Here is a 24,124-nt window from a genome sequence, read left to right on the forward strand (position 1 = left end):
CACTCGATTCGCGTTTGTGCAGAGCATCCTTAACTGCCCAGGGGGTGCGCGCACGTTCAGACGTAATCGCACCTCTTGATGGGCGGTGAAAATAGCGGGAGACTCGTAACCATGCCAATTAATAATAATCGGCGGCCTTCAAATGAGATTCCATATCCAATACCTCGACAAAGAACCAAGTTTCTGTCGAAAACATCAGATACGGATAGCGTCAACATTGATCTGATCGATGGCCACGATACCTTAAAGCGATTTGACTGGGCTTTCCAGCACGGTGATGCCAAGGGGGGGGCTGCTTGGGGGCAAGTTATCCTTGAAAAGTGGAACTTGGGCAAGCTTGGTTGCAAAGATGGGGTGAGTCCGGTTGTGACCGGATTTACCAGTATCCTTATGCGCCTCGATATGGCTGTGGAGCGTGGTAATCGCGAAGTAGTGGTGGCCGCTGCCAAGCTTATCGGCCAAGCATGGAGCAAGGGTGCGCTGCACGAGCCGGATGGCTGTGTCTGGAACGTCGCGCTCAAGCGTCGACCTGGTCGAGTTTCCCTTGATTGGCGGCGGTGCGGAGCGGTCATCCTCCAATGAGGTCGCCGCTTAGAAGGAGCCAGATTCTAATTGATTCAGTAGCGGCATCTTCGGGGTCGCACGCCCCCTGCCCTGAAGTACGGTTCTCGAAGTCTTAGGTCGCCACTTTGTTGGCTGTCAGTCAGTTGGCTTTCGGTCAGCAGTAGTTTTTATTCAATCTTCGCTACGTCTGCAACTTAGGTTGCAGGCGGCTCTTTTATTCGCCGATGCAACTACGTCGGCGATGTCGCTGGAATGAACGTATCCCAACTCGAAACGCCTGCGTCGGGCGACCCAGGTCTTGTGGCGCTCGTCGTAATTGCCCAATTTCACGGTATCGCAGCGAGTGCCGACCAACTGAGTCACGCCGCTGGCGCACGATCTGGTCCGCTCAGCGCCAAAGATATCGAACTGGCCGCACGCTCGCTCGGCCTCAAGACTCGCCGCGTTCGGGTGACCCGTGAGCGGCTGCCGAAAACGCCGATGCCCCTGCTTGTGCTCGACGAGAACGGACAGCATTTTATTTTGGCTGGTTGCGAAGGAGACAAAGCGCTGATTCTCGAGGCGGACGCCAGCAGCCCGAGCATCTGTACGTCGATGGAGGTCATTGCTCGCTCCGGCGGCCATGTAGTGCTTTTCGCATCACGCGCATCGCTCGCGGGCGAATTCGCGCGCTTCGACTTCTCGTGGTTCATCCCGGCCGTCGTCAAATACCGCCGGCTGCTGCTCGAAGTCTTACTGGTCTCGGCAATACTGCAGGTATTCGGACTTGTCTCTCCGCTAATGTTCCAGGTCGTGATGGACAAGGTGCTGGTCAATCGTGCGTTCAATACCTTGAACGTCGTCTGCATCGCATTGCTGGTAAGCGCTGTATTCGAGGTCTTGCTCACCGGTGTGCGTAACTATGTGCTATCGCATACTGCCAGTCGCATCGATGTCGAACTTGGTGCGCGATTGTTCCGGCATCTGCTGGCGCTGCCGCGCTCCTATTTCGGGGTGCGGCGCGTCGGCGATACTACCGCTCGCGTACGCGAGCTTGAGAATATTCGCAATTTCCTGACGAGCCAAGCGATCACCGCGGTGATCGACCTCCTGTTCTCGATTGTTTTCATCGCTGTAATGTGTATGTATAGCGTCTGGTTGACGCTTGTCGTCGTGGCCTCACTATTTGTATATGCGGCGATCTCGATCGGAATCACACCGACGTTGCGCGCTCGCCTCGATGAGAAATTCGCGCGCGGTGCGGACAATCAGTCGTTCTTGGTCGAAACTGTGTCAGGCGTCGAGACTGTCAAATCGATGGCCGTCGAGCCGCAGTTCACCCGTCGTTGGGACAATCAGCTTGCTGGCTATGTAGCAGCGAGCTTTCGCGTCAGCACACTCGGCAGCATCGGTCAGCAACTGATTCAACTGGTTAGCAAGTTCGTCACACTTGGCACGCTTTTTCTTGGCGCCAAGTTTGTAATCGATGGCAAGCTGTCGGTTGGCCAACTGATTGCGTTTAATATGATGTCGCAGCATGTCGCGGCGCCGGTGTTGCGTCTCGCGCAGCTCTGGCAGGATTTCCAGCAGGTCGGTATTTCGATGAGCCGACTCGGCGACATCCTCAACACCCGTTCCGAATTGCCGCAAAGCCGCCAAGCGTTGCCGGCGATCCGTGGCGAAATCAGCTTTCAGCATATTCGTTTCCGCTACCGGCCGGACGGCCCGACCATTCTTGACGACGTGTCACTGGAGATCGCGGCGGGAGAAGTGATTGGCATCGTCGGCCGATCCGGTTCCGGGAAGAGCACGTTGACGAAACTGCTTCAGCGTCTTTACTTACCGGAGCAGGGGCGCGTGCGTATCGACGGCATTGATCTAGCGCTTGTCGATCCCGCATGGCTGCGCCGGCAGATCGGTGTCGTGCTCCAGGAAAATATCCTCTTCAATCGATCGATCCGCGAAAACATTGCAGTGACCGATCCAGGGCTCTCGTTGGATGCCGTGATGCACGCCGCGCGTCTGGCTGGCGCGCACGACTTCATTTCCGAGTTGCCAGAAGGTTACGACACGGTCGTCGGTGAACAAGGTTCGAGTCTGTCGGGCGGGCAGCGGCAGCGGATCGCGATTGCACGGGCGCTTGTGACCAATCCGCGCATCCTGATCTTTGATGAGGCGACAAGCGCACTTGATTTCGAAACCGAGCATCTCATTCAGCGCAATATGCGGGCGATGTGTGAAGGCCGCACCGTTATTATCATCGCGCATCGACTCAGTTCGGTGCGTCACGCGAACCATATTGTCGCGATGGATAAGGGGCGTATCGTCGAATTCGGTACGCACGACGCACTGCTCGAGAAACACGGTTATTACGCACATTTGCTGTCGCTGCAGAACGCATGATCGCGTAGACCTCTCCTGATTCTTACTATGAAGTTCATTCATCATCTGCAAGCGATCGGCGATTTGCTGAGTCGGTATGCGGCGGTTATCCGTGAATCCTGGGCGATCCGCCACGAGCTTGATGGCGAGACGCGCCTCGCGCATGAGCTAGCGTTTTTGCCGGCCAATCTGGAGCTTGTGGAGACGCCGGTTCATCCGCTGCCGTTGTGGACCATGCGTGTGATCGTCGCGCTCGGGATACTCGTGGTGCTAGTCGCTTGCTTTGGCCGACTCGATATCGTTGCCACGGCGCCGGGCAAGCTGATTCCGCGCGAGCAGGTCAAGACGATCCAGCCGGCGATTACCGGCGTGGTGCGCCGCATCCTCGTTCGTGACGGGCAACGGGTCGCGGCGGGCCAGTTGCTGATGGAATTGGACGCTACGCAGGCCGCCGCAGATTCTGATAAGGCACGATTGAGTAAGATCGAAGCCGCATTGGCCGCAGCGCGCGCGCGCACGTTACTCGATGCACAGCAGCACGCCCGGGCACCCGTCGTTGCCCAGGTCGACGGCGCGACTGAAGCGCAACAACACGAAGCCCAGCATCTTACAGACGGCTTCTATCACGAGTATCGCGACAAATTGAGCAGTGCGCAGGCTGAGTTGATGAAGCGCGAAGCGGGGCTCGGCACAACCGCGCAGCAAATTGCCAAGCTGACGGCGACGGCCCCGCTCGCACGGCGTCAAGCGGACGATTACCGCTCACTCGCCGGCGATAGATACGTCGCAACGAGTGATTATCTCGACAAGGAGCAGACAGCGCTTGGCCAGGAACATGAACTCGCTGCACAGCGAAGTCATGCCCGTGAAATGGCGGCTGCCGTCGCGCAGCAGCGCGCGGAGATCGCGTCGATTACATCGCAGTTCCGGCGCCAGCAGTTGGACTCGCTCGACAAGGCGACCCAGCAACTTGCGCAGAGTCGCCACGATGAGACCAAGGCTGATACCCGGCAGAAGTTGCTTAACCTGACTGCGCCCGTGGCGGGCACCGTTCAGCAGTTGCGTGTCCATACATTGGGCGGCGTTGCGACGGCGGCGAGTCCCGTGATGAACATAGTTCCGGACGACGTGATCGAGGTGGAGGCGAATCTGGAGAACAAAGACGTCGGCTTCGTGAAAGCCGGTCAGCCGGCGATCGTCAAGATCGAGGCGTTTCCGTATACGCGCTACGGATTTCTGACGGGAACGGTCGAGTCGGTGTCGAACGACGCAGTCCAGGACCGCAAGCGCGGCCTGACTTTCGTGACGCGAATCCGATTGCCGACCAACCGGATTCGGACGAACGATACGTGGGTCAATCTGACGCCGGGGATGGCGGTGACGGCCGAAATTAAGACCGGCACGCGCAATGTTGCACGTTATTTTCTGGATTCGGTGATGCAGACGGGGCAGGAGAGCTTACGTGAGCGATAAGAAGGTGATTTCCCGGCATTTCAATTTACATGCGGTCTGGTGCGTTTGTTTGCTCGGTGCGCTTAGTCTGTCGGCTAGTTCGATATTTGCGATGGATCCGTTGTTCACTAGCCAGCCTGTTTCAGCCACGCCCGCGGCGACCGCAGTTGGCGATGGCCATGCTGGCGTATGCACGTTCGACGCGTTGCCGAGCCCGTTGCGGCTGCAGGATGCGATCGAGCGAGCGCTGTGCAATCACCCTAAAACGCGGCAAGCATGGGCGAACGTCAAGATCCAGGCGGCCGCAGTGGGCGCCGGCCGCGCCGGGTTCTTACCGACGCTTACAGGAAACTGGCAAGGGACAAGGGACAATACGACCAGCCAGATCGCCGGTTATCCGCAATACAACTCGAACTACCGAACGAATTTGCAGAACGCTAGTGTATCGCTCAGCTGGGTGCTGTATGACTTCGGCGGCCGGTTGGCCGCACTGCGCAACGCGTCGGCATTATTGGCCGCCGCGCAGGCCAATCAGCAGGCGACGCTGGAAGCAGTTTTCGCGACGGTCGCGAAAAATTATTATGCCGCGCAAGCTGCCCAAGGCGCGTTTTCTACTGCGCGAGAAGTCGAGCAAACGGCTCGTGACAGTTTACGGGCCGCTTCAGCGCGAGTCGATAAGGGTGTGGCGGCGATCAGCGACCAATTGCAGGCACAGACGTCCTATGCCGAGGCGGTGGTCAATCGCACAAAGGCCGAAGGCGAATGGCAAAGCGCGCTGGGCTTGCTTGCGTCGGATATGAAACTGTCGCCGAATGCGGCGATCACGTTACCGGATGTGGGGGACGGCGTTGCACCGGATAACGAATTCGGTGAATCCGTGGCCGAACTGATCGCGCAAGCAGAGCGTACGCACCCGAGCGTCGCGGCGGCTCAGGCGCAAATCGATGTCGCACGTGCGAAAGCCGATCAGACCCGCGCGGAGGGACTGCCTCGGCTGAGTTTAGTTGCGCAATTCAACTACAACAACCAGCCCACCAGCCTGCAACTTGGTTACCCGGTGTTGCCTGCCAGCCGTCGCGAATGGTACCTGGGCTTCCAGCTGACGATTCCAATTTTCGAAGGCTTTGCGCGCACCTATCAGGTGCGCCAGGCAAATGCGCAAATCGAATGGCAGCGCGGGGCGTTCGACGAGGCACGTCAGCAGATCGGACTCGATGTCTGGATCGGCTATCAGGCATTACAGAGCGCGACGAAGAACCTGGAACACAGTGCGACGCTACGAGAAATCGCCCTGCGTTCATACGACGCGGCGCAGCAGCGCTATCAGATGGGCGTGGGTAATATCCTGGAACTGCTGAATACGCAATCGTCGCTGGCCGAGGCGAAACTGCAGCGGATTCAGGCACTGACCGATTGGCGCTCAGCCCGGCTGCAACTGGCTGCGAAACTCGGAAAGCTCGGAATGTGGCGATTGACGAGCAGTGAGCAATCGCGAGGGCAGGGCGTTTGATTGGCATGTTAGGGCTATCCAAGATGCATGCGCCACGATGCGATTGTTAGCTAGCCGTAGCGATGTGTCCGAAGCGGCGTTGCGACTATTCGAACGTGAGCCAGGCGACGATCGACGACATGATCGCGGTTCGATCCGTCTGAACATCTACGGCCGCAGCATTAATACTCAGTTTTGATGGAATATCAAATAAATTAATATATTTGTTTTTCTATAATTTGCCATTTTTAAAGCGAACATTTAAATATTAAGGAAATAATACTTATGCGAGGCGAAAGTACAAATAACACAATCTTTTATGACAAATTCATAAATGATAAATGCCGCGAGATCCATGAGCTCCGCTGTCAATTTTTGCGTTCAGAAGGAGAAGACAATCTTTCATACCTTCGAAGATTGCTATGGGGTGGCCACCTGCCCATATTCGACGCCTGCATGGTGGCTGGGATTTCAGAGACGGAGTTTCACAAAGCGAGGAGGTGGGCAATGCTGGTCCGTGACGAGTACATTGACAGAGAAGTCCTCTCGAGTGGTGTTGGTTTGCGTCCAATGAATCCCGCAACTGATACGAAGCAGGAATCTGCCCCGCCCCTCCCGCCTAAGAGAAGACAGGCAGGCCTGAATTCGGCGGACCCCGCTATGGGGAGCGGAAACGAATCTCACTTGCCGCCTTCTGGAAATAAGGCGATAAGTAAAAAACATGTGCGATTTAATGACGTTGTCAGTGTAGCGGAGGCGTGCATTGATACGCGAGAGTGCATAATGCCATCTCGGGACGTGCGGAAGTATCGCGGCTCCGTCGACCGGTCGGCAAAGGCCAAAGGTTATGATTGGGCTGAGGGGTATGATGATCCAGCAGATGGTCCCTTCGTAGCTCCGTCCGTAGCTCGTAAGGGAAATCTACTCGTTCACGCTTCCGCTGTTCATAAAGACGTACGTCCTGCACCATCTCATTTTTTGTCTTCTGCGGAACGAGAAGTTTCACTGATTTTGACTGCCAGCCAGTAGTAGCCTGAGCCCGCCGACTGGGCCCTCGGCCGCGCCATTGGCAATAGCCGCTGCCGGATACTACCTGGGCCGGCAAAGCCGGCTGACGCTGTAGCGGTCGCGATGCTGATCGTAAGCGATCGTTCATCGACGCCCTGTTCTAGCGTAAGCGCCCAGCGAAGTCACCCCTCTGCGTAAATTGCCGTCAATCAAGGGGCGACGGGAGCCCAACGATGCGGCAGAAGCGCGGCGATGTCGTCGGCGCGATGAGTGGGTAGTCGCTCGAGCACGTCTTTCAGATAGGCGTAGGGATCGTGGCCATTGAGTTGCGCCGATCGAATCAGGCTCATGATCGCGGCGGCCCGTTTCCCGGTGCGCAGAGAACCGGCGAACAACCCATTCGCGCGCCCCGTCGCAAGCTCGCGTTCATTCTGCCCATATCGGGCAAGAAGTTGAAGTCCATTATCGTTGGCATCCGCTGTATGGTCGCCGCGTCAAGGTTCGAGACGTAGAGAATCGCAGCGGCGGCCGCGTGGTGCATGTCGACGCCGGCCCTGGCGTAGTCAAGGTGGTGGCAGCTTGGATGCTCGATCGGGCCGTGTGTTCAGTCATGGAGCTCGGCGAGCCGAAGGTTACCGTGGCGGTGCTATGCGTACTGCATCGGCTGCTTGTTGATCGGCGCTTGCGAGCAAACTCGCCGGACGGTGTCACGGATCGGCGTAAAGGAGCCGGGGATGATCGGCGTAATGGCGCCAGTGGAACTGGGGGTAAAGCGCGGGTTCGAACGGTTTCAAGGTTGCGGTTTTTTGCCGTTTTTGGCAACTGTATTTTGGGGCGGATCAGGCATGGGTTTCGGTGCGCGCCGGCTGTCGCCTTCGAGCACGAGCCGGTAGGCGCCGTGGCGTAATCGATCCAGGGTCGCCGTGCCGAGGATGCGGTTGTCGGGGAACGCCGCGCCCCATTCGTCGAAGTGCAGATTCGACGTGAGGATCGTCGCCGCGCGCTCGTAACGGGCATCCACGAGATCGTGGAAGTCCTCGTCTTGTGGGGTATGCAGGGGTTTGAGCGCGAAGTCATCGACGATCAGCAGCGGCACGCGGGCGTACTGCTGGAACCGGCGTTCGTAGGTACCGGTCGCGCGCGCGGCGTTCAGCCGCTTGAACAGCTCAGTCTGCGAGATGAACAGTACGTCCCGGCCCTGTCGGGCGGCGCAGTGGCCCAGCGCCTGCGCCAGATGGCTCTTGCCCGTGCCCGTCTGCCCGGCGATCAGGATCGCGACCTTCTCGTCAAGGTAGCGGCCGGCTGCGAGATCGAAGACGTAGGCTCGGTTCAGGGCGGGCAGCAGGTCGAAGTCGAAGGACTCGAGTGTCTTGCCGATGGCGAAGCCGGCACGCGAGAGGCGGATGGCGAGCTTGCGGTTCTCGCGACGAGCAACCTCGTCGTGCAACAGCATCGCGAGGAACTCGGTGTAGGCAAGCTGCCCGTCGATAGCTTCGCGGTTGCGCGCCTCGAGCGAGTCGAGGATGCCGGACAGGCGAAGCTGCTTGAGGATGGTATTCAGTTCGGGACTCGGATTCATGGACTCAGTGGATCAGAAGGGATTGGAGGTCACGGCCGAAGCGGCCGCCGTCCTGGTAGGTGCCGCCTGGCGTCGCAGCAGGACGCGTCGTGGCCTGACCGTCCAGGCCCTTGTCGAGGATGCCCTTGACGGTGCGGTACTTCGGGCTGCTGAAGGCGAGCGCGCGTTCGCAGGCCGCTTCCAGTCGGGCATCGCCGACCTGCTCGCGCAGCCGGATGAGGCCCTGTGCGCCGCGCAGGTTGACGAGCACCGTGTCGTTGAACAACGCGAGGATCACACCGTGGCACGATGGCCCGATCTCCTTCGCGCGCGCCAGGCACCACTGTGGATCGTGTTCGAGCCATGCCTGGGCTTCGGGAGGGTGGTGGTCTCGTACCGTGTGGCGGCCACCGGCCCGTTGCCGTGGATGAGTCGCGACGAGCTGGTGCTGGTGGTACAACTGGATGACGGTGTCGGTCGCCTTCAGCCAGAGGGCCTTGCCGACCAGTGCATACGGCACCGAGTAGAGGGTCGGCCGGGATTCATGAAATTTTCGCCAAAATCACCTTAAGTCAATGATTTTAAATATGAATTTCAAATTCTGACCAGGGCCATGGGACGCGAAGTTTTTCAGATCCGTATGTGCACGGTCGTAGCCCGAGTCGAGGAAACTCCAGTACCGTCGTGAGGCTTGGTTGGCAGCGGCGCGGATATGTGGTGGCGTCGTCACCGTTGAGGCTGTAGTTTGCGTCACCGACAGGTTATTGCCGCGACGCTTCCCTGGCGTCGCAGAAAAAGCTCAGGGTATCGTCGTCTTTGATTTTGACGTGCCAATGGCCAACACAGTACTTGGCGTCGGTGAATTCCTCCCGCCAGCGATTCGAAAGCCTCTCGATCCATGCACGCCCTTCCGAGGGCATCTGCGGCGAAGCGGCCAACTGCTGCAACATCTGTAGATAACTGGAGTCACCCCAGTGGGAGGTGGCCGCAACGTGCGCGTTCCAGACGAGCACAACCAGCTTGTATATCTCACGCACCACGGCGATCGGCGTCTCTTCGGTAATGGCCTCGGATAACAGTGGCTCGCCAAAGTACAGGATCGTCTCCGATATCTTTTCGGTTTTGCCCGCGCTTGCTTTATTCATCGTTTCGTTCCGCTTGATTGATGCGCGCCCCCGAAGTTTGCGCCGGCCATACGACCATTCGAGGTCGTCGGCGAGCGCACGAATTCGTCATCCCGTATTGAGATCCAATCGGCGAGGCTTTGTGATTTTCAGGCAAGCGTGAGCTGAAGTTCCTGTCCAGGCATGCACATCTGGTACCCGAAGGAGTTCCTCGGAGACTACGCGGGCACGCTGATGACGGACGGCTGGCCTGCGTGGCGGACGGTCAAATCGGCCACGCACCTCGGATGCCTTGCGCATGGACGCCGGATGTTCACGGATGCGCTCAAGGGGCAGAAGAACAAACCGAGCCCCCGCATCACGAAGGCGCTCGAATTCTTCCAGGCGCTGTACCAGGTCGAGACGCTCGCCAAACAGACGTTGCCCGAAGGCGAGACGCTGGCCGATTACCGGTACCGCTTGCGCCAACAGCACAGCGTGCCGTTGCTAAACGCCTTCAAGAGTTGGCTCGACGAGCTCGCGCCGAAGGTTCTGCCCAAGAGCCTGCTAGGCGAGGCGATCGGCTACTGTCTCCGGCAATGGCCTTACCTGAGTCGCTATGTGGACGATGGCCGGTTTGCAATAGACAACAACGTCATCGAACGCGACATCAGGCCGTTTGCCACGGCGAGAAAGTCGTGGCTCTTCAGCGATACGGTCGACGGCGCGAAAGCGAGCGCGATGGTCTACAGCCTGATGCTCACGTGTCGAGCCTGTGGCGTCGATCCCCATGCCTATCTGCTGCACGTGCTGACCGAATTGCCGCAGCGCGCACCGGATGCCGATATTGGCGACCTGCTACCGTTCAACTTCGCTCGACAGCAAGCCGTTACCGGGTAACTCCGATCGCTACCGCGCTGGGCCGAAGTATTGGTCCCACTGTTCCGAATCGGGATCGAGTCGGCGCACAATCGCGTCGTCTGCCCGCGCGATCAACCGTTCCAGCATCTGGCGCTTCGTTACCGAGTAACGGCGAGCTAACCGCGTCAGAGCAAGATACGCTTCCGTGCTCACCCACATATCCAGACGTCGATCACCGTTGCCGTCCTTGCCTGCCGTCTCGCGCCTTGCCCGATAAGCCGCCTGCCGCTGCGCCGTCGTTTGCGTCATCTCGCATCTCCTTCGTTACCCGGTAACTATCGATTCGAAACATGTTACCCGGTAACACGTCACCTAACGACGTGTGGCGGATTTAGCGCTTACGGATGAAGTGTAGGCGCGAGCGGTCCGGATGGTTTTTGAGCACCAGCACGAGTACGGCACGCAAGGGTCGGTGATCCGCTCGATCGCCGCGAAGATGGGGATGTCGCGCGAGACGCTGCGCAAGTGGGTCAATCAGGCCGAGTGCGACCGCGGCGAGCGGCCACGCCGTAATACGCGGCCATCTCGCCGTAAGTGCGATTCAGAATCGGATCGTAGAAGTCGGGCTTGTGCACGCCGGACTTCAGGTTGTCCGGCACGACAATCTCCACGCAGCCGCCAAGGAACGTGAAGGCCCGGACGTGCGAGCCGATCCAGTCCTCGAGCTGCTGGCTCCACGTCGCTTCCGCGTACGTGTAGTTCGATGCGCCGAGCGTCGCGACGAACAGCTCGGCTTCGCGGATCTCGCCGGTGTGCGGATCAACGATGCCGAGCTTGTTGCCCGAGTAATCGACGAACAGCTTCTCGCCGGGCGCATGGGTCTGACGCAGCGTCACCGGCAGAGTCGCCGCCCAACGCTCGTAATGCTCGCAGAACCAGCTGTAGCCGTAGCCATCGGGCTCCTGGGCCTTGTACTCGTTCCACAACAGATCGAGCGTGACACCCTTCTTGCCCAACTCGCGATGCACCGTCGGCCAATCGGGCTTCGGGCGCTCGCGGTTCGACGGCGGCGCCGGCGGGAACAGCAGTGCCTCGAGCGCCGCGTCGTCCATCGCCGTCGCCCGTTCGTAGCTCACTTGCGCCCGTCTGGCCCGATCCAGGTACTCCCAGACCGTCGCCTTGGACGCGCCAATCGTGCGCGCGATTTCGCTTTGGCTGCGCTCGCAGACAAACCGCAGGCGCAGCACCTCTTTGATCTGACGCATGGATAACCTTGTTCTTGGCATTCGTGGCACCCTGGACCAAATCGTCCAGCGTGCCATGGTTATCCCGCATCGCCGCCGTCCTTCCTACCGTTCGCTTACGCGTGGAAAGTGCGTTCGGTTTGCCGTGGAATCAGCGTTCGGTTTGTCGTGGAAACTGCGTTCGGTTTGCTCTGGAATCCGCGTTCGCTTTGGCCTGGAATACGCACAGCACTTCGGTGAGGAGCGCCCCGCACTGCAGGCGTTGCCGGCCGGCACCTTCAACGGCGTGATCCGGCTCGAGCGGCGCGTGAGCCACGAAGGCCTCGTCTCGGTCGGTGGCAATTACTACAGCGTGCCCGATCGTACGCGCAAGCGCGTGCTCGACGTCCACAGTCTGGCTCACGAGATCCGTATGTCACGGATCGGCGTAATGGCGCCAGAAGAAACGGGGGTAAAACGCGGAGACAGAGAAACAAGACCTTCGAAGCAGACTAGTGGTTGGCCGGAAACGAAATGGCCGACGCGAATTTGATGAGGCGGCACGGCAGGAGCTGGTCGAGCTATGCCTGAAGCCGGGTGTGTCCATTGTCCGTGCGGCCATGGACCACGATGTCAACCCGAACCACGACGAAGCGAAAAGCGGACAGCTGAACTTAACCGTCATGCAGCTATTTATGTCGATAATTTACCTTATGTCAAATCACTGAAGCTAGCTGAAACTGGCATTTCTTTTGGGTACGTCGCTTGACTGTCAGTTTTGTCTTACAAATAGTTACAGAATCTAACGCGGTCCTCCCCAATGAATGCCGCCGCTTCCCGTCACGGCGCGCTGCCTGATTTCCTCGCGCTAACTGACGGCCTCACCATCCGCCAAATTGCCGAAAAGCTCCGGTGTTGCACGCGGAGCGTTCGCAATTACATTGCCGGTCGCTCGCCGATCCCGTGGCATCGGGTCGAATTGTTGCGACTGCGTAAAGTCGAGGCAAACGCTTCGCAAGCGGCAAATCAAGCTCTTGCTGACGAAATCCCTGTCGAATCGACGATCGAGCCCGATCCGTCCACACCTGACGTGACGCCCGCCGAAATTCTCGCGTGGGTCGGCGTGCACGCGCCGCAGTATCTGTCGAGCCAAAGAAGCTTTCGCATGTACGTCCGCGGCTGGAACGTCGCTGACAAGATCCGGTTTTCAAAGGCGCAAGGCACATTTGCCGCCATTCTGACGAAATGGCGCTTCCTTGTCGTCGATTTGCCGCGGTCATGGAAGTCATGGTGATCCGGTGGCGTCTTCGCCGACATGGACTCGCCAGCATACCGCTGGCGCGGCAACGATCCATGGCCTCGTTCGCGAACTTCATCTGCGACAGGATCGGCGCGGCCATCTGCGCGTGATGCTCGTCGGCGAAGATCGTCATCGAGTCGCGCATCATGGTCAGATTGTCGGTGTAGCTCGAACCATGCACCTTCATGCCACGGGCGAACTTCTCCGCGTCCCGCGTCGACTGCTCGCCCAGGCCGAGAGCCTGAATGCGCGCAATTTCGTTCTGCGCTTTCTTGGCTTCGTCCAACGTGCCGCCCAAGCCGCCGAGGACGCCGGCGCCGGCGGACTTGGCCGCGTAACCGCCGATCGCCATGCCGCCGGCGACGCCCTGTAGCGCCTGCATCTTGCCGCGCGCCGCGCCGAGCTTCTTCTCACGCTCGGCCATGACTTCGAGCTGGCGCGTCTGCGTCTGCATCGCCGCGGTCGTCTGCACGATGTTCGCGCGCAACGTGCGTTCGTGCTCGGCAAGATGGCGCGTGCTGATGCCCGCCGCCGTCAATCCGGCGCGTGCATCTCGCAAAGATCGAAGCTTTTCAACGTGAGCCTGTCGCAGCTTGTCGGATGCACGCGTCGCTGCATCATATTGCTGCCGTAATGCTCGCAGTTGGTTCGCATTGATCGGCGTCTGGCTGGCGAGCTTCTTCTGCTCGGCTTCGAGTCGCTTGATTTCCTGCCGTGCCTTGAGCTGCTCTGCAACGAGCTGCCGATATTCAGCGGCCAGAACAGACGCCCCGGACTTGTTGCCCGTGAGTCGGTTCATGGTTTGCATGACTTTGGCGGTTCGGTCGAATTCGGCACGTGCCGCCTTCAACTGGCTCGCATTCTCAAATTTCCGGCGGGCGGGCCCCTCCAACGCGTCCAACTGCAATCGCAATTGCCGAGCCCGATCGCCTGCATGTTGCATTTCGACACTGCTAGCCTTGATGCCACGCTTCAGGTCCCGGAATCCGTCGAGCTTCTTCTGCTCACGATTGAGCGCCGCGAGTTGCTCGCGGCTTTCTTTGATGGCAGTTGACATCCCCTTGCTGCCGGCCAACATGTTCTTGAGGGGCTTCGTCATGTTGTCGATCATGTCGAACATGACGCGCAGTTTCAGGCGTTGTCCATCGTCACTCGTTTCCGCTACGTATCCGGGCGCGCTCGCGCCAGTCCATCAATTCGGCCAGAGCAAAGCCGTTCATATCGCGCGGCGTCCAGCCAAACACCGTCGCGATATCGGCCATGGCATCCTCTACGCGTTCGGGAATTCCATGCTCGCTTTCAGCGCCTTCGGCATCAAAAAACCCGCGAAGATGCCCCCCAATGCAACGTAAGCGCGAATTTAACCCCACCTAGAATCGAAAGCTGAACGAGCGCAGGCTTGCGTCCGCAACTACAACTTGCGGACGCAACCGATGACACAGAACGAAGTTGATTTCCTGCCACTGCGGGTGACCGGCGTGACCGCGACGGGCAAGCGCAGGTTTGACGCCGAGGGTAAGCGCAAGCTGATTGAAGCCTGCCTGCAGCCGGGCGCGTCAATTGCCGGACTGGCGTTGAAGGCGGGTGTGAACGCGAACCAGCTGCATAAGTGGATTCAATTGCGCGAACGCGCGAATGCTGCTGTGACGGCGTGCGTCGAGCCCTTGCCATCGGCATTCGTGCCGGTCGTTCCGATCAACGAGGTGGCACCGGTGCGCACGAACCCCGAGCCGGTGAACGTACGGCGAACGTCACACAGGTACGAAGCGGCGAAGGCAATGACGCCGGCGCGACTATCAGCGCAGTTGCCCAACGGCGTAACGCTACAGCTCGAATGCGCCGCACACGATGGCGCTCTCGTGAAGGCGATGATCGTAAGCGCTAAATCCGCCACACGTCGTTAGGTGACGTGTTACCGGGTAACATGTTTCGAATCGATAGTTACCGGGTAACGAAGGAGATGCGAGATGACGCAAACGACGGCGCAGCGGCAGGCGGCTTATCGGGCAAGGCGCGAGACGGCAGGCAAGGACGGCAACGGTGATCGACGTCTGGATATGTGGGTGAGCACGGAAGCGTATCTTGCTCTGACGCGGTTAGCTCGCCGTTACTCGGTAACGAAGCGCCAGATGCTGGAACGGTTGATCGCGCGGGCAGACGACGCGATTGTGCGCCGACTCGATCCCGATTCGGAACAGTGGGACCAATACTTCGGCCCAGCGCGGTAGCGATCGGAGTTACCCGGTAACGGCTTGCTGTCGAGCGAAGTTGAACGGTAGCAGGTCGCCAATATCGGCATCCGGTGCGCGCTGCGGCAATTCGGTCAGCACGTGCAGCAGATAGGCATGGGGATCGACGCCACAGGCTCGACACGTGAGCATCAGGCTGTAGACCATCGCGCTCGCTTTCGCGCCGTCGACCGTATCGCTGAAGAGCCACGACTTTCTCGCCGTGGCAAACGGCCTGATGTCGCGTTCGATGACGTTGTTGTCTATTGCAAACCGGCCATCGTCCACATAGCGACTCAGGTAAGGCCATTGCCGGAGACAGTAGCCGATCGCCTCGCCTAGCAGGCTCTTGGGCAGAACCTTCGGCGCGAGCTCGTCGAGCCAACTCTTGAAGGCGTTTAGCAACGGCACGCTGTGCTGTTGGCGCAAGCGGTACCGGTAATCGGCCAGCGTCTCGCCTTCGGGCAACGTCTGTTTGGCGAGCGTCTCGACCTGGTACAGCGCCTGGAAGAATTCGAGCGCCTTCGTGATGCGGGGGCTCGGTTTGTTCTTCTGCCCCTTGAGCGCATCCGTGAACATCCGGCGTCCATGCGCAAGGCATCCGAGGTGCGTGGCCGATTTGACCGTCCGCCACGCAGGCCAGCCGTCCGTCATCAGCGTGCCCGCGTAGTCTCCGAGGAACTCCTTCGGGTACTGCTGGCCACGCCCCGGCTGGTACTCAAACAGCACCACCGGCTGCTCGCTATCCTCCGCGCTTCGGTAGACCCACATGTATGACTTGTCCTGCGCGTTTCGGCCGTTCTCCTTCAGGACCTGGACGGTGGTCTCGTCGCCGTGAATCAGCCACTGGCTGAGCAGAATCTTCTTGAGCGCCTTGAACAGGCGCGTGTAGTGAAGCTCGGCGGGGCGGATGATCCAGTTCGCCAGCGTACCGCGGCTGACTGCGATATTCGAGCGTGCGAGCACGTCTTCCATCCGGTACAGCGGCGTGCCGTCGACATACTTGCCGGCCGTGACGGCGGCGATCATCGATGCACTGGCGTGACTACCCGGCAAGGGCTGCGCCGGCATCGGCGCGACCACGATCGGTGTGTGCGTGCCGTGACGCTCGCAGTGCCGACACGCGTACTTGAAACGCGCGTGCTGCAGCACCGAGACCTTGACCTGCATGTGCAACTGTTCGCTGATTTCCTCGCCCATCCGATGCATTGCCTTGCTGCAGCACGGGCAGATCTTCTGGTCTTCGGGCAGGTCGTACTCGATTCGCTCGCGCGGCAGGTCCGCGGGCAGCGGTTTGCGGCCACGCTTGCGCGGTTCAGGCTGGCCGGGTTCCGGCAACCCGGTATCGGGCAACGTCAGCGGCTCGCCGTCGTCCTCCTCGGCCGGCTCAGCGTGGGCTGCCTCTTCGGCCTCGTTGAACACGCGGTCGCGGCGCTTCTCGCTCTTCGGCGCGTACTGTCGGGCCAACGCGAGACGATATTGCTCTTCCAGCGCATCCAGGCGCTTGGTCAATTCGTCGATCCTGGCGTCACGCTCGGCAATGACCTGAGCATCGGCCGCCACCCGCTCCTCCAGCTTGTGGATATAGGCCTTGGCGGTGCGCGGAAGTCGGGGGAGATTGGGAGGGGACATGCGCTCAACGATAGCGAAACGCAGAGCCAAATAGGTTTACGCGAATTTGTAACAGCTAAAGCCGCCGTTGTTTACTGGCAACAGCGGCGATACCCTGCTTCAGTTCGTGTGGCAGTACTGCCGCGCTGGGTGGCGGCGCACGGCGTCGATATCGACGCCGTCGAGCAGCAGGTGAAGCTGCTCGGCCGTCAGTTCGATCACGGCTTGCTGACGGCGGGGCCAAACGAAACGGTCGGCCTCGAGGCGTTTCAATAGGAGCCAGAATCCGGCCCGGTCATACAGCAGAAGCTTCACGCGATCGCGTTTGCGGTTGTGGAACGCGAAGACGGCTCGCGCAAGCGGATCGAGCAGCATCGACTGCTCGACCAGCGCGACGAGGCTGTTGATGCCGGCGCGGAAGTCGATGGGCTCGCGGTGCAGGTAGATCTGCAGGTCCGCGTCGAAGCGGAACATCAGCGTGCCCCCAACGCTTCGATCATCGCCTTCACGAGAGCGCCATCGTGTGCGGCGCATTCGAGCTGTAGCGTTACGCCGTTGGGCAACTGCGCTGATAGTCGCGCCGGCGTCATTGCCTTCGCCGCTTCGTACCTGTGTGACGTTCGCCGTACGTTCACCGGCTCGGGGTTCGTGCGCACCGGTGCCACCTCGTTGATCGGAACGACCGGCACGAATGCCGATGGCAAGGGCTCGACGCACGCCGTCACAGCAGCATTCGCGCGTTCGCGCAATTGAATCCACTTATGCAGCTGGTTCGCGTTCACACCCGCCTTCAACGCCAGTCCGGCAATTGACGCGCCCGGCTGCAGGCAGGCTTCAATCAGCTTGCGCTTACCCTCGGCGTCAAACCTGCGCTTGCCCGTCGCGGTCACGCCGGTCACCCGCAGTGGCAGGAAATCAACTTCGTTCTGTGTCATCGGTTGCGTCCGCAAGTTGTAGTTGCGGACGCAAGCCTGCGCTCGTTCAGCTTTCGATTCTAGGTGGGGTTAAATTCGCGCTTACAATGCAACGAGGTCGGCCGGGTCCATGCTGGCCACGTCGAACTCGGAGAGCGTCGGCGTGCTGATGCGCGGCAGCACCTTACGCAGCGCGTCGACATCGAGGTTCACGAGCGCGGCGAGCGACGTGCCGCGCAGCGCGCCCGACGTCGGCTTGCGCAGCGTGACCTGCGTAATGGTTTGCCCTTCGCGCTCGATCGGCGTGTCGAGCGTGTGCGTGTTCTCGTCGAGCGTGGCGCGGCCCGTCGTTTCGATGTTGGCGGTATCGATGGTCGTCATGGTGTTTCCTGGTTGGATGTGAAATTGAACGGATGGCCCGCGGTCGCCGCGGGCGTGTGGTTACAGACCCATCGCGTGGCGAACCATCCGGGTTCCTCTGTGCGGCGACGCGCGACTGCTGGGCACGGCGCAGATCGCGGCCGAGCTCGCGCAGCAATTGACGGCGGGCGGCCGGCGACAGCTTTGCGAGCAGCCCGCCAGCCCATTTTTCGAGTGATTCAAGACTATTCGTTGGATTTGGCCGACGCCTGTCGCTGCTGTCCGGGTTGATTGCTTTCATCGTTGCCTGGACGTCACAGCGTGCTTTTACTTATCGATTGTTGACGGATACGCGGATCATTGTTGCCAGGCGGCGACATCGGAGAACGGACTGCCGGAGTCAATGGCGTAAATCGAATCGATATCCAATTCAATATCCCTCTGATCAAATGCGCTTCGCAGTTTAATCAGCCTGTTAGGTTGGTCGCTTTCCAGTAGCCGCCCCTGCTCAATTGAATAAATCATTGGATCATAAAAATCTCCGTATAGCGTTACATATTCTCTAGCAGGTATGGCCTTCAATTTCTCTTCGATTGTTTCGCTGGGGTAATTTTCGCTCCACATGCATGCATCGTGCTTGATGGCGTACATGTACATTGCAATCTGTCGAATGATTCCGTCGCCCTCGCTCTGCAAGGCGGCTTGAAGCGTTCTGACTGCGCCTCTCCAACAATCCATCTTAATTTTGTTCTCCTGAGACGTTCTGCCCCAGCGAAATCGGAAGCTAAGCGGCGTCACTGCGCGCTGCCATGAAGAAAGGAACTCATTTTTTACCCTTTCTATTAATTTTTCGCCGGACAAAGAATCGATTTCAACCCTGAATCTCTCTATGCCAGACGGCTGATGCTTGATAAAAATGGCCACTATCTTGGAGAATTCAATATCCGCGTGCCTGTAATTGTCCCGCTTGATCGTTGCAATTTCTGCCTCTTGATTGACGGCGCATGCAATTCCGACAATATTATCTCCGGAAACGGTTATCACGCTAATGATGCATCCCCTTTCAATGAGGGAGATGCACTTATTCCGGTCCATGGCTTCTCCTCGTAGTCGCAGAACCTATAAATGCTAGCGCACGTGGCCAGAAGACGGGAAACGTTGGGCCAAACTTTCACGTTCGTTTTGACATCCGAATCAGAAGTCAGGATTGAATTAAGATTCGATTTTAAAAAGCCAATTCGGCTCAAGGGGCCAACGAATCGAACCTTGGTTTAGTCTGCGAGCCACGGCTCGCTCGCGTCGTCGATATGCTCGACCGTTCGGTTGCCGGCTTCGTCCGTTCCGACCACGATGCTTTCCGACAGCTTCACTTTTAGCCCGAGGTCGACGGCGTTGTTCGACAGGATGTCCGCGACAAACGTGATGCCGTCGCGGCGCTCGTCGCGGTTCGTCACGAGGTCCGGCTGATTCGAGCGCGCCCATTCGACGACGGCAATCATCACGTCGTCCGCGCTGCCGACGAAATCGCGAATGATGATCTCGCACTCGTATTCGTAGTCGAACGACGCGGTTCGCGTGCCCGTCGCCTCGATCCGGCCCTCGTTGACGAACACGAGCAGTTGATCTGGCGACGCGCTGAGCTGCGGCAACGCGGCGACGAGCGCCGCACGCAGGCTGTTCGGCTTATTCATGGCCGCCCGCCTGCCGCACGCGCGCCTGACACGTCGTGATCATGTCGACTTCGGACGCGCAGCGCGCCCACGCCGCGCGCGCGACGTGCAGCGCGTCGCTCAGTTCACCGTTGGTTCGTGGCGCCATCGCCGGCATCGTGCAGGGCGTCACCGCCACGCACTCGTTGAGCGAAATCGTCGGCGCCATTGAGGGCGGGGCTTGCGTGCAGGCGCACAACGTCGTCAGGCAGAGCGCCAGCAGCCCAGGTGCGCACGGCGGCGTTTTCATCGATCAGTCTCCGCAGTTCGTTTCGATAGGTCGCGAGCGTCGCGTCGACGCCGGCCCGCCCGCGGTCGAGCTGCTCGCGTTGCGCGTCCTTCGCCTTGGCGTCGGCCAACAGACGCTCGATGACGGCGGCGCTCGCTTGCGCGTCGTGATTCGCACGGCGTGCGTCGTCGGTCGCCCGGTCGAGCTGCGCGCGCAGCGCGCGGCCGTGCTGGCAGCTCGCGACCAACGCAATCAGCGCGAGCAGCGCCAGCCACGGTGTCAGGCGCGAGAAATTCATGCGGCCGCCTTGCCGGTGCCGGCGTACTTCACGTACGCGCGGTCGAGCTTCACGTCATACAGGTTGATCGCGAAATCCGAGCCGTTGTAGCCTTCCGCAAACGCCGCCCACTTCCGGGCCCGGAGCGCGGCCAGCAGCTTCTTGTCGGCCGCGACGTACCGCACGAACGCGTCGAGGTGCTCGGCTTCGCCCAGCTCCATGCGGGACACGAATTCGTCGACGCTCGCGTAGCTAAGGCGCTTCCAGTGATACGCCATGATCTGGAATGCGCCCCAGCTCGCCGACTCGTAAGCGGACGCCGCGTCGATGCGCGCCGCGGTGTCGAGCCGCACGTATTCGGCGGCGCCGCCCTGGTAGCCGCCGCGCTTCGGATTGACGACGCCCGGCCAACGTGCGGCGGCCGCATCCGCCGCGTCCTTGCCGAGATTCACGCCGAGCCGCTGATACATGACATGCCGCTCGAACAGGATTTTGGGCCGACCATCGTCCAGAAAGCCCACGCCGCGCGACTCGACTTCGTTGACGGCGCGCACGCACGCGAGGGATACGCCGAGCGTCGCGGCCGCGCGCGTGAGGTCGCCGTCCGTCAGGTGCTTCGGGTCGCGCTGCCCGCTGGCGAGCACGCGGTACGTCTTCGGGCCGGCGATGCCGTCAACGACGAGGCCCGCGGTCGCTTGCAACGTCTGAACGGCACGCTCGGTCTGTTCGTCGTAGAGATGCGACACATCGAGCGAGTAGCCGGCGCGCACGAGGCGCTGCTGCAGTAGCCCGACTTCCGCGCCGTGATCGTTGAATCGCAGGATGTTCACGCTTCGTCACTCCGTAGAAGGCGCGCGACGTTGCCGCGCGCGAGGTACACCAACGCGGCGAACAGAACCGCGAGCGCCGCGTGAAAGAAGCCGGTCGGCTTCGGATGAAACAGCAGCTCGATGGCTGAGCCGCCCGAAATCGCGACCATCACCCAGGCCGCCCACGCGACGTGGAAGCGATGCCGCGCGCCGTTCTTGCGGTAGGTCAGCACGCGCACGATGACGGCGAGGTGCGCGGCGAGCGCGACGAGTGCGGACGAGACATGCACGTCAATCTCCCTTCCTGAACAGCGCGAACAGGTCCACGCCCTTCACGCGCTCGATCAGCGTCAGCGTGACCGCGATCACGAGCGCGGCCGCGAAGAACACGGCGACGCTCGTCGAGCGGATCGGCACCGCGTGGATGATCTCGGGCGCGGCGAGATAGCCCATCACGAGCGAGATGAGCATGTACGCGGCGCGCTTCGCGAGGCTGAGGTCTTTCGACGTGACGACGACGAGCGCCGCGCCCGCGAACGCGCCGATCAGCGCGTCGCCGTCCACGCCCGGCGCGATGCCGGCGAGGCCGACCGCGGCGAACAGCGCCGCGGCCGAGGTGGTGTTCGGTTCAGCCATTCAATCGGCTCCAGGTCAGTCAAACAGTTGCAGCAGCGGCTTCGTCGGCTCGATCGCGCTGCGCTCCGGCATCTCCACGACGGTTCCCATCGGCAGCACGACGCCGAGCTAGGCGAGGCCGGGGTTCGCGTCGAGCACGGCTTCGACCGTGCCCGCCGTGCTGCCGTAGTGCCGCCAGCACAGCGCGTCGAGCGTTTCGCCTTGTAGTGCCGCTACCTTCATTTCCCGAGCGCCTGCCCGTCGCGATCGAACTGGCTGAGCACGCGCGGCTTGATTCGAGCTCGCCGGCGCGCGATCACGTCGGTCCGTATGGCCGCCTCAGCGCCGACGCGATCCAAGCAACAGGCGATCTCGCACCAGAACAGGGCGGCGCCGCGCCGCTGCACTTGGAATGCGCTGACGAATAACAGCGCTTCGCCGCGCGGGCGGGCCCGCGTAATCTGCCGAATGCGATACATGGGGCGGCCCATCAGATCAGCTCCACGGTCGAGCGCGCGATGCCGAGGATGTCGCTGATCGCCCACCGCGCATTGCGGCGCGCGTCGTCGACCGTCGCCGCCAGATCGGCCGCGACCTGCCCGCCGCTCTTCGTCGTGTCGTAGCCGCGGTATTTCTCCGTCACGTCCGCGTGCGTCAGGTGGTACACCGCGCGCCGATAGCGGGCAACGTGCGCGGATTCGCCATCGATATGCGGCGCCGGTACGTCGGCGAGCGTCGCCGCGCCCGCCGCGCGCTGCCGTGCGCGCCACGCGGCAAGCTCATCGTTCACGGTCAGCATCGCGTCGCGCGCGGCGTGCCGCAAGGAATCGGACCTGAACCCGAAGATTGCGTCGCGCACCGCCGGCCCGAAACGCCGCGCGCCGCGCAACGAAATCAGCAAGGAACAGCACGAGCGCATCATCGAAGCGTTCCGCGATTCGCTGTTCGACTATCAGAAGGTTTGGTATCGGAACGGGGATCAGCGCACGCGCAACATTCTGAAATCGCGGCAGATCGGCGCAACGTGGTACTTCGCGCGCGAAGCGCTCGTCGACGCGCTTGACACCGACCGCAATCAGATCTTCCTATCGGCCAGCAAGGCGCAGGCGCACGTCTTCAAGCAATACATCACGCAGTTCGCGCGCGATGCCGCCGACGTCGAGCTCACGGGCGACCCGATCATCTTGCCGAGCGGCGCGACGCTGTACTCCCTGGGGACGAACGCACGCACCGCGCAGTCGTACCACGGCAACTTCTATTTCGATGAATACTTTTGGGTGCCGAAGTTCCGCGAGTTGAACAAGGTTGCGTCGGGCATGGCGATGCACAAGCGCTGGCGCAAGACCTACTTCAGCACGCCGTCGAGTGTCAGGCACGAGGCGTTCGCGTTTTGGAGCGGCGCGCACGCGAATCGCGGCCGCGCCGCGGGCGAGCGCATCCAGATCGACACGAGCCACGAGGCGCTCGTGCGCGGCATGTTGTGCGAGGACGCGCAGTGGCGGCAGATTGTGACCGTGCTCGACGCGATCGCGGGCGGCTGCGACCTGTTTGACATCGACGAACTGCGCCGCGAATACAGCGCCGAGGAATTCGCGAACCTGCTGATGTGCCACTTCAGCGCTGTTCTTCAAGGCGAACGTGCTCGCGTCGACGTTCCGCCCGCACCGCTGGCTGTCGCGGCACGCATTCGAGCGGTGGGCGCTCGATTTCCTGACGTTCGGCAACGGCTACCTGGAGCGCCGCCGCAGCATGGTCGGCGGCACGTTGCGATTCGAGCCCGCGCTCGCGAAGTACGTGCGACGCAAGGCCGATTTCAGCGGCTTCGTGTACGTGAACGGCTGGCAGGATCGGCACGAGTTCGAGCCCGGCAGCGTGTTCCAGCTCGTGCGGCCGGACATCAATCAGGAGGTCTACGGCCTGCCGGAGTACCTGAGCTCGCTGCACTCGGCCTGGCTGAACGAATCGTCGACGCTGTTCCGGCGAAAGTACTACGAGAACGGCAGCCACGCCGGCTTCATCCTGTACATGACCGACGCCGCGCAAAAGCAGGACGACGTCGACAACATGCGCGACGCGTTGAAGAACGCGAAGGGGCCGGGCAACTTCCGCAACGTGTTCATGTACGCGCCGGGCGGGAAGAAAGACGGCATCCAGCTTATCCCCGTGTCCGAGGTCGCCGCGAAGGACGAATTCTTCAACATCAAGAACGTGACGCGCGACGATCTGCTCGCCGCGCACCGCGTGCCGCGTGCCGCCTCAGCTGCTCGGCATCGTGCCGAGCAACTCGGGCGGGTTCGGCACGCCGGACACCGCCGCGCGCGTGTTCGGGCGCAACGAAATCAGGCCGCTACAGGCCCGCTTCGCCGAGCTGAACGACTGGCTGGGCGAGGAGGTCGTGAGGTTCGACGATTACGAGATTCCGCTGGCGCCGGTCGCGGCATCATAGGTGGCAG

23 protein-coding genes and 11 pseudogenes are annotated in these 24,124 nt (G+C 60.8%); 10 read left to right on the forward strand and 24 right to left on the reverse strand.

Features of this window, described 5'->3' with window-relative positions; all coding sequences use genetic code 11:
• Positions 1-111: 111 nt before the first annotated feature.
• From WS78_RS36805 to WS78_RS34230, 4 genes are all read left to right on the forward strand, one after another.
• Positions 112-582 carry a hypothetical protein gene (locus WS78_RS36805; protein ID WP_156432335.1) on the forward strand — a complete coding sequence of 157 codons (471 nt, stop codon included), beginning with the start codon at positions 112-114 and terminating at the stop codon, positions 580-582.
• 234 nt (positions 583-816) lie between these two features.
• Positions 817-2,946, forward strand: coding sequence for a type I secretion system permease/ATPase (locus WS78_RS34220; protein WP_059579164.1), 2,130 nt, complete (start codon positions 817-819; stop codon positions 2,944-2,946).
• A 27-nt stretch (positions 2,947-2,973) separates the two neighbouring features.
• A complete protein-coding gene (locus WS78_RS34225; RefSeq protein WP_059579161.1) occupies positions 2,974-4,398 on the forward strand; it encodes an HlyD family type I secretion periplasmic adaptor subunit in 1,425 nt (474 codons plus the stop codon).
• The gene (locus tag WS78_RS34230) at positions 4,388-5,887 is read left to right on the forward strand and encodes a TolC family protein (protein ID WP_226377353.1); all 1,500 of its coding nucleotides are present in this window, start codon (positions 4,388-4,390) and stop codon (positions 5,885-5,887) included. The genes WS78_RS34225 and WS78_RS34230 overlap by 11 nt, the downstream gene beginning before the upstream one ends.
• 1,196 nt (positions 5,888-7,083) lie before the next feature.
• Here the strand turns inward: WS78_RS34230 and WS78_RS34235 are convergent.
• From WS78_RS34235 to WS78_RS34255, 4 genes and pseudogenes are all read right to left on the reverse strand, one after another.
• Positions 7,084-7,299: pseudogene (locus WS78_RS34235) on the reverse strand (transposase domain-containing protein); the annotation flags it as partial.
• A gap of 365 nt (positions 7,300-7,664) precedes the next feature.
• On the reverse strand, positions 7,665-8,453 hold the full coding sequence (istB, locus tag WS78_RS34245) for an IS21-like element helper ATPase IstB (RefSeq protein ID WP_059579158.1): 789 nt from the start codon (positions 8,451-8,453) through the stop codon (positions 7,665-7,667).
• A gap of 4 nt (positions 8,454-8,457) precedes the next feature.
• Positions 8,458-8,952 (reverse strand): Mu transposase domain-containing protein, encoded by a 495-nt coding sequence (locus WS78_RS34250; RefSeq protein ID WP_059579155.1) that lies wholly within the window; start codon positions 8,950-8,952, stop codon positions 8,458-8,460.
• Positions 8,953-9,193: 241 nt separating this feature from the next.
• Positions 9,194-9,577 carry a hypothetical protein gene (locus WS78_RS34255; protein ID WP_059579152.1) on the reverse strand — a complete coding sequence of 128 codons (384 nt, stop codon included), beginning with the start codon at positions 9,575-9,577 and terminating at the stop codon, positions 9,194-9,196.
• A gap of 156 nt (positions 9,578-9,733) precedes the next feature.
• Between WS78_RS34255 and tnpC (WS78_RS34260) the strand changes: the two are divergent.
• A pseudogene (gene tnpC / locus WS78_RS34260) lies at positions 9,734-10,435 on the forward strand (IS66 family transposase); the annotation flags it as partial.
• Positions 10,436-10,444: 9 nt separating this feature from the next.
• Here tnpC (WS78_RS34260) and WS78_RS34265 read toward each other — a convergent pair.
• Positions 10,445-10,705, reverse strand: a complete 261-nt coding sequence (locus WS78_RS34265) for a hypothetical protein (RefSeq protein ID WP_045598729.1) — start codon at positions 10,703-10,705, stop codon at positions 10,445-10,447.
• Positions 10,706-10,941: 236 nt separating this feature from the next.
• Positions 10,942-11,682 (reverse strand): annotated as a pseudogene (istA, locus tag WS78_RS34270) (IS21 family transposase); the annotation flags it as partial.
• 181 nt (positions 11,683-11,863) lie between these two features.
• Between istA and WS78_RS34275 the strand changes: the two are divergent.
• Positions 11,864-12,059: pseudogene (locus tag WS78_RS34275) on the forward strand (Mu transposase domain-containing protein); the annotation flags it as partial.
• A gap of 912 nt (positions 12,060-12,971) precedes the next feature.
• On the opposite strand, the pseudogene WS78_RS34290 reads toward WS78_RS34275, so the two are convergent.
• The 3 genes and pseudogenes from WS78_RS34290 to WS78_RS36810 form a co-directional block, all read right to left on the reverse strand.
• Positions 12,972-13,475, reverse strand: a pseudogene (locus tag WS78_RS34290) (hypothetical protein); the annotation flags it as partial.
• 592 nt (positions 13,476-14,067) lie between these two features.
• Positions 14,068-14,181 (reverse strand): GpE family phage tail protein, encoded by a 114-nt coding sequence (locus WS78_RS34295; RefSeq protein ID WP_063889484.1) that lies wholly within the window; start codon positions 14,179-14,181, stop codon positions 14,068-14,070.
• A gap of 8 nt (positions 14,182-14,189) precedes the next feature.
• A pseudogene (locus WS78_RS36810) lies at positions 14,190-14,267 on the reverse strand (phage tail assembly protein); the annotation flags it as partial.
• A gap of 85 nt (positions 14,268-14,352) precedes the next feature.
• Between WS78_RS36810 and tnpA (WS78_RS34300) the strand changes: the two are divergent.
• Together tnpA (WS78_RS34300) and WS78_RS34305 are read left to right on the forward strand one after the other, a co-directional pair.
• Positions 14,353-14,823, forward strand: a complete 471-nt coding sequence (tnpA, locus tag WS78_RS34300; RefSeq protein WP_059627739.1) for an IS66-like element accessory protein TnpA — start codon at positions 14,353-14,355, stop codon at positions 14,821-14,823.
• Positions 14,824-14,886: 63 nt separating this feature from the next.
• Positions 14,887-15,147 (forward strand): hypothetical protein, encoded by a 261-nt coding sequence (locus WS78_RS34305; protein ID WP_045598729.1) that lies wholly within the window; start codon positions 14,887-14,889, stop codon positions 15,145-15,147.
• 9 nt (positions 15,148-15,156) lie between these two features.
• Here WS78_RS34305 and tnpC (WS78_RS34310) read toward each other — a convergent pair whose 3' ends face one another.
• The 15 genes and pseudogenes from tnpC (WS78_RS34310) to WS78_RS34380 all read right to left on the reverse strand — a co-directional run bounded on the left by tnpC (WS78_RS34310) (position 15,157) and on the right by WS78_RS34380 (position 22,470).
• Positions 15,157-16,779, reverse strand: coding sequence for an IS66 family transposase (gene tnpC / locus WS78_RS34310; protein WP_085701527.1), 1,623 nt, complete (start codon positions 16,777-16,779; stop codon positions 15,157-15,159).
• A gap of 99 nt (positions 16,780-16,878) precedes the next feature.
• Entirely contained in the window at positions 16,879-17,232 is a 354-nt protein-coding gene (gene tnpB / locus WS78_RS34315) for an IS66 family insertion sequence element accessory protein TnpB (RefSeq protein WP_059580646.1), read from the reverse strand.
• Entirely contained in the window at positions 17,232-17,693 is a 462-nt protein-coding gene (gene tnpA / locus WS78_RS34320; RefSeq protein ID WP_059584105.1) for an IS66-like element accessory protein TnpA, read from the reverse strand. The genes tnpB and tnpA (WS78_RS34320) overlap by 1 nt, the downstream gene beginning before the upstream one ends.
• 81 nt (positions 17,694-17,774) lie before the next feature.
• Positions 17,775-18,053, reverse strand: coding sequence for a phage tail assembly protein (locus tag WS78_RS34325; RefSeq protein WP_059583232.1), 279 nt, complete (start codon positions 18,051-18,053; stop codon positions 17,775-17,777).
• 79 nt (positions 18,054-18,132) lie between these two features.
• A pseudogene (locus WS78_RS34330) lies at positions 18,133-18,333 on the reverse strand (phage virion morphogenesis protein); the annotation flags it as partial.
• Positions 18,334-18,389: 56 nt separating this feature from the next.
• Entirely contained in the window at positions 18,390-19,127 is a 738-nt protein-coding gene (locus tag WS78_RS36815) for a hypothetical protein (protein WP_156437503.1), read from the reverse strand.
• 176 nt (positions 19,128-19,303) lie between these two features.
• The gene (locus WS78_RS34340) at positions 19,304-19,723 is read right to left on the reverse strand and encodes a phage tail protein (RefSeq protein ID WP_059583227.1); all 420 of its coding nucleotides are present in this window, start codon (positions 19,721-19,723) and stop codon (positions 19,304-19,306) included.
• Positions 19,716-19,991, reverse strand: a complete 276-nt coding sequence (gene lysC / locus WS78_RS37930) for an Rz1-like lysis system protein LysC (RefSeq protein WP_226377355.1) — start codon at positions 19,989-19,991, stop codon at positions 19,716-19,718. The genes WS78_RS34340 and lysC overlap by 8 nt, the downstream gene beginning before the upstream one ends.
• Positions 19,912-20,268 (reverse strand): annotated as a pseudogene (gene lysB, locus WS78_RS34350) (Rz-like lysis system protein LysB); the annotation flags it as partial. The pseudogene lysB and the gene lysC, both read right to left, overlap by 80 nt.
• Positions 20,265-21,077 (reverse strand): N-acetylmuramidase domain-containing protein, encoded by an 813-nt coding sequence (locus WS78_RS34355; protein WP_059583222.1) that lies wholly within the window; start codon positions 21,075-21,077, stop codon positions 20,265-20,267. The gene WS78_RS34355 and the pseudogene lysB, both read right to left, overlap by 4 nt.
• A complete protein-coding gene (locus WS78_RS34360; protein ID WP_059583219.1) occupies positions 21,074-21,346 on the reverse strand; it encodes a phage holin family protein in 273 nt (90 codons plus the stop codon). Before WS78_RS34360 ends, WS78_RS34355 begins: the two co-directional genes overlap by 4 nt.
• 1 nt (position 21,347) lies before the next feature.
• Positions 21,348-21,692, reverse strand: coding sequence for a putative holin (locus WS78_RS34365; RefSeq protein ID WP_059583217.1), 345 nt, complete (start codon positions 21,690-21,692; stop codon positions 21,348-21,350).
• Positions 21,693-21,707: 15 nt separating this feature from the next.
• Positions 21,708-21,914: pseudogene (locus tag WS78_RS34370) on the reverse strand (tail protein X).
• Entirely contained in the window at positions 21,911-22,162 is a 252-nt protein-coding gene (locus WS78_RS34375; RefSeq protein ID WP_059583215.1) for a hypothetical protein, read from the reverse strand. Before WS78_RS34375 ends, WS78_RS34370 begins: the two are co-directional and overlap by 4 nt.
• Complete coding sequence (locus tag WS78_RS34380) at positions 22,162-22,470, reverse strand: head completion/stabilization protein (RefSeq protein ID WP_449374869.1); 309 nt, start codon at positions 22,468-22,470, stop codon at positions 22,162-22,164. Before WS78_RS34380 ends, WS78_RS34375 begins: the two co-directional genes overlap by 1 nt.
• Here WS78_RS34380 and WS78_RS34385 point away from each other — a divergent pair.
• Positions 22,421-23,287 (forward strand): annotated as a pseudogene (locus WS78_RS34385) (terminase large subunit domain-containing protein); the annotation flags it as partial. The gene WS78_RS34380 and the pseudogene WS78_RS34385 sit on opposite strands and share 50 nt — an antisense overlap.
• Positions 23,283-24,117, forward strand: a pseudogene (locus WS78_RS34390) (phage portal protein); the annotation flags it as partial. The pseudogenes WS78_RS34385 and WS78_RS34390, both read left to right, overlap by 5 nt.
• Positions 24,118-24,124 lie beyond the last annotated feature (7 nt).

This window comes from Burkholderia savannae, assembly GCF_001524445.2.
Classification (GTDB): Bacteria; Pseudomonadota; Gammaproteobacteria; order Burkholderiales; family Burkholderiaceae; genus Burkholderia; species Burkholderia savannae.

Bases quoted from the DNA above. Each gene is read 5' to 3' on its own strand.
- tnpB (WP_059580646.1), bottom strand. From the start codon at position 17,232: ATGTTCCGCTTCGACGCGGACCTGCAGATCTACCTGCACCGCGAGCCC.
- tnpA (WP_059627739.1), top strand. From the start codon at position 14,353: ATGACACAGAACGAAGTTGATTTCCTGCCACTGCGGGTGACCGGCGTG.
- WS78_RS36805 (WP_156432335.1), top strand. From the start codon at position 112: ATGCCAATTAATAATAATCGGCGGCCTTCAAATGAGATTCCATATCCA.
- WS78_RS36815 (WP_156437503.1), bottom strand. From the start codon at position 19,127: ATGGACCGGAATAAGTGCATCTCCCTCATTGAAAGGGGATGCATCATT.
- WS78_RS34255 (WP_059579152.1), bottom strand. From the start codon at position 9,577: ATGAATAAAGCAAGCGCGGGCAAAACCGAAAAGATATCGGAGACGATC.
- tnpC (WP_085701527.1), bottom strand. From the start codon at position 16,779: ATGTCCCCTCCCAATCTCCCCCGACTTCCGCGCACCGCCAAGGCCTAT.
- WS78_RS34295 (WP_063889484.1), bottom strand. From the start codon at position 14,181: ATGGCCGATATCGCGACGGTGTTTGGCTGGACGCCGCGCGATATGAAC.
- WS78_RS34365 (WP_059583217.1), bottom strand. From the start codon at position 21,692: ATGGCTGAACCGAACACCACCTCGGCCGCGGCGCTGTTCGCCGCGGTC.
- WS78_RS34225 (WP_059579161.1), top strand. From the start codon at position 2,974: ATGAAGTTCATTCATCATCTGCAAGCGATCGGCGATTTGCTGAGTCGG.
- WS78_RS34305 (WP_045598729.1), top strand. From the start codon at position 14,887: ATGACGCAAACGACGGCGCAGCGGCAGGCGGCTTATCGGGCAAGGCGC.
- lysC (WP_226377355.1), bottom strand. From the start codon at position 19,991: ATGAAAACGCCGCCGTGCGCACCTGGGCTGCTGGCGCTCTGCCTGACG.
- WS78_RS34380 (WP_449374869.1), bottom strand. From the start codon at position 22,470: ATGCTGACCGTGAACGATGAGCTTGCCGCGTGGCGCGCACGGCAGCGC.
- WS78_RS34340 (WP_059583227.1), bottom strand. From the start codon at position 19,723: ATGAATAAGCCGAACAGCCTGCGTGCGGCGCTCGTCGCCGCGTTGCCG.
- WS78_RS34220 (WP_059579164.1), top strand. From the start codon at position 817: ATGAACGTATCCCAACTCGAAACGCCTGCGTCGGGCGACCCAGGTCTT.
- tnpA (WP_059584105.1), bottom strand. From the start codon at position 17,693: ATGACACAGAACGAAGTTGATTTCCTGCCACTGCGGGTGACCGGCGTG.
- WS78_RS34325 (WP_059583232.1), bottom strand. From the start codon at position 18,053: ATGACGACCATCGATACCGCCAACATCGAAACGACGGGCCGCGCCACG.
- WS78_RS34375 (WP_059583215.1), bottom strand. From the start codon at position 22,162: ATGGGCCGCCCCATGTATCGCATTCGGCAGATTACGCGGGCCCGCCCG.
- WS78_RS34265 (WP_045598729.1), bottom strand. From the start codon at position 10,705: ATGACGCAAACGACGGCGCAGCGGCAGGCGGCTTATCGGGCAAGGCGC.
- istB (WP_059579158.1), bottom strand. From the start codon at position 8,453: ATGAATCCGAGTCCCGAACTGAATACCATCCTCAAGCAGCTTCGCCTG.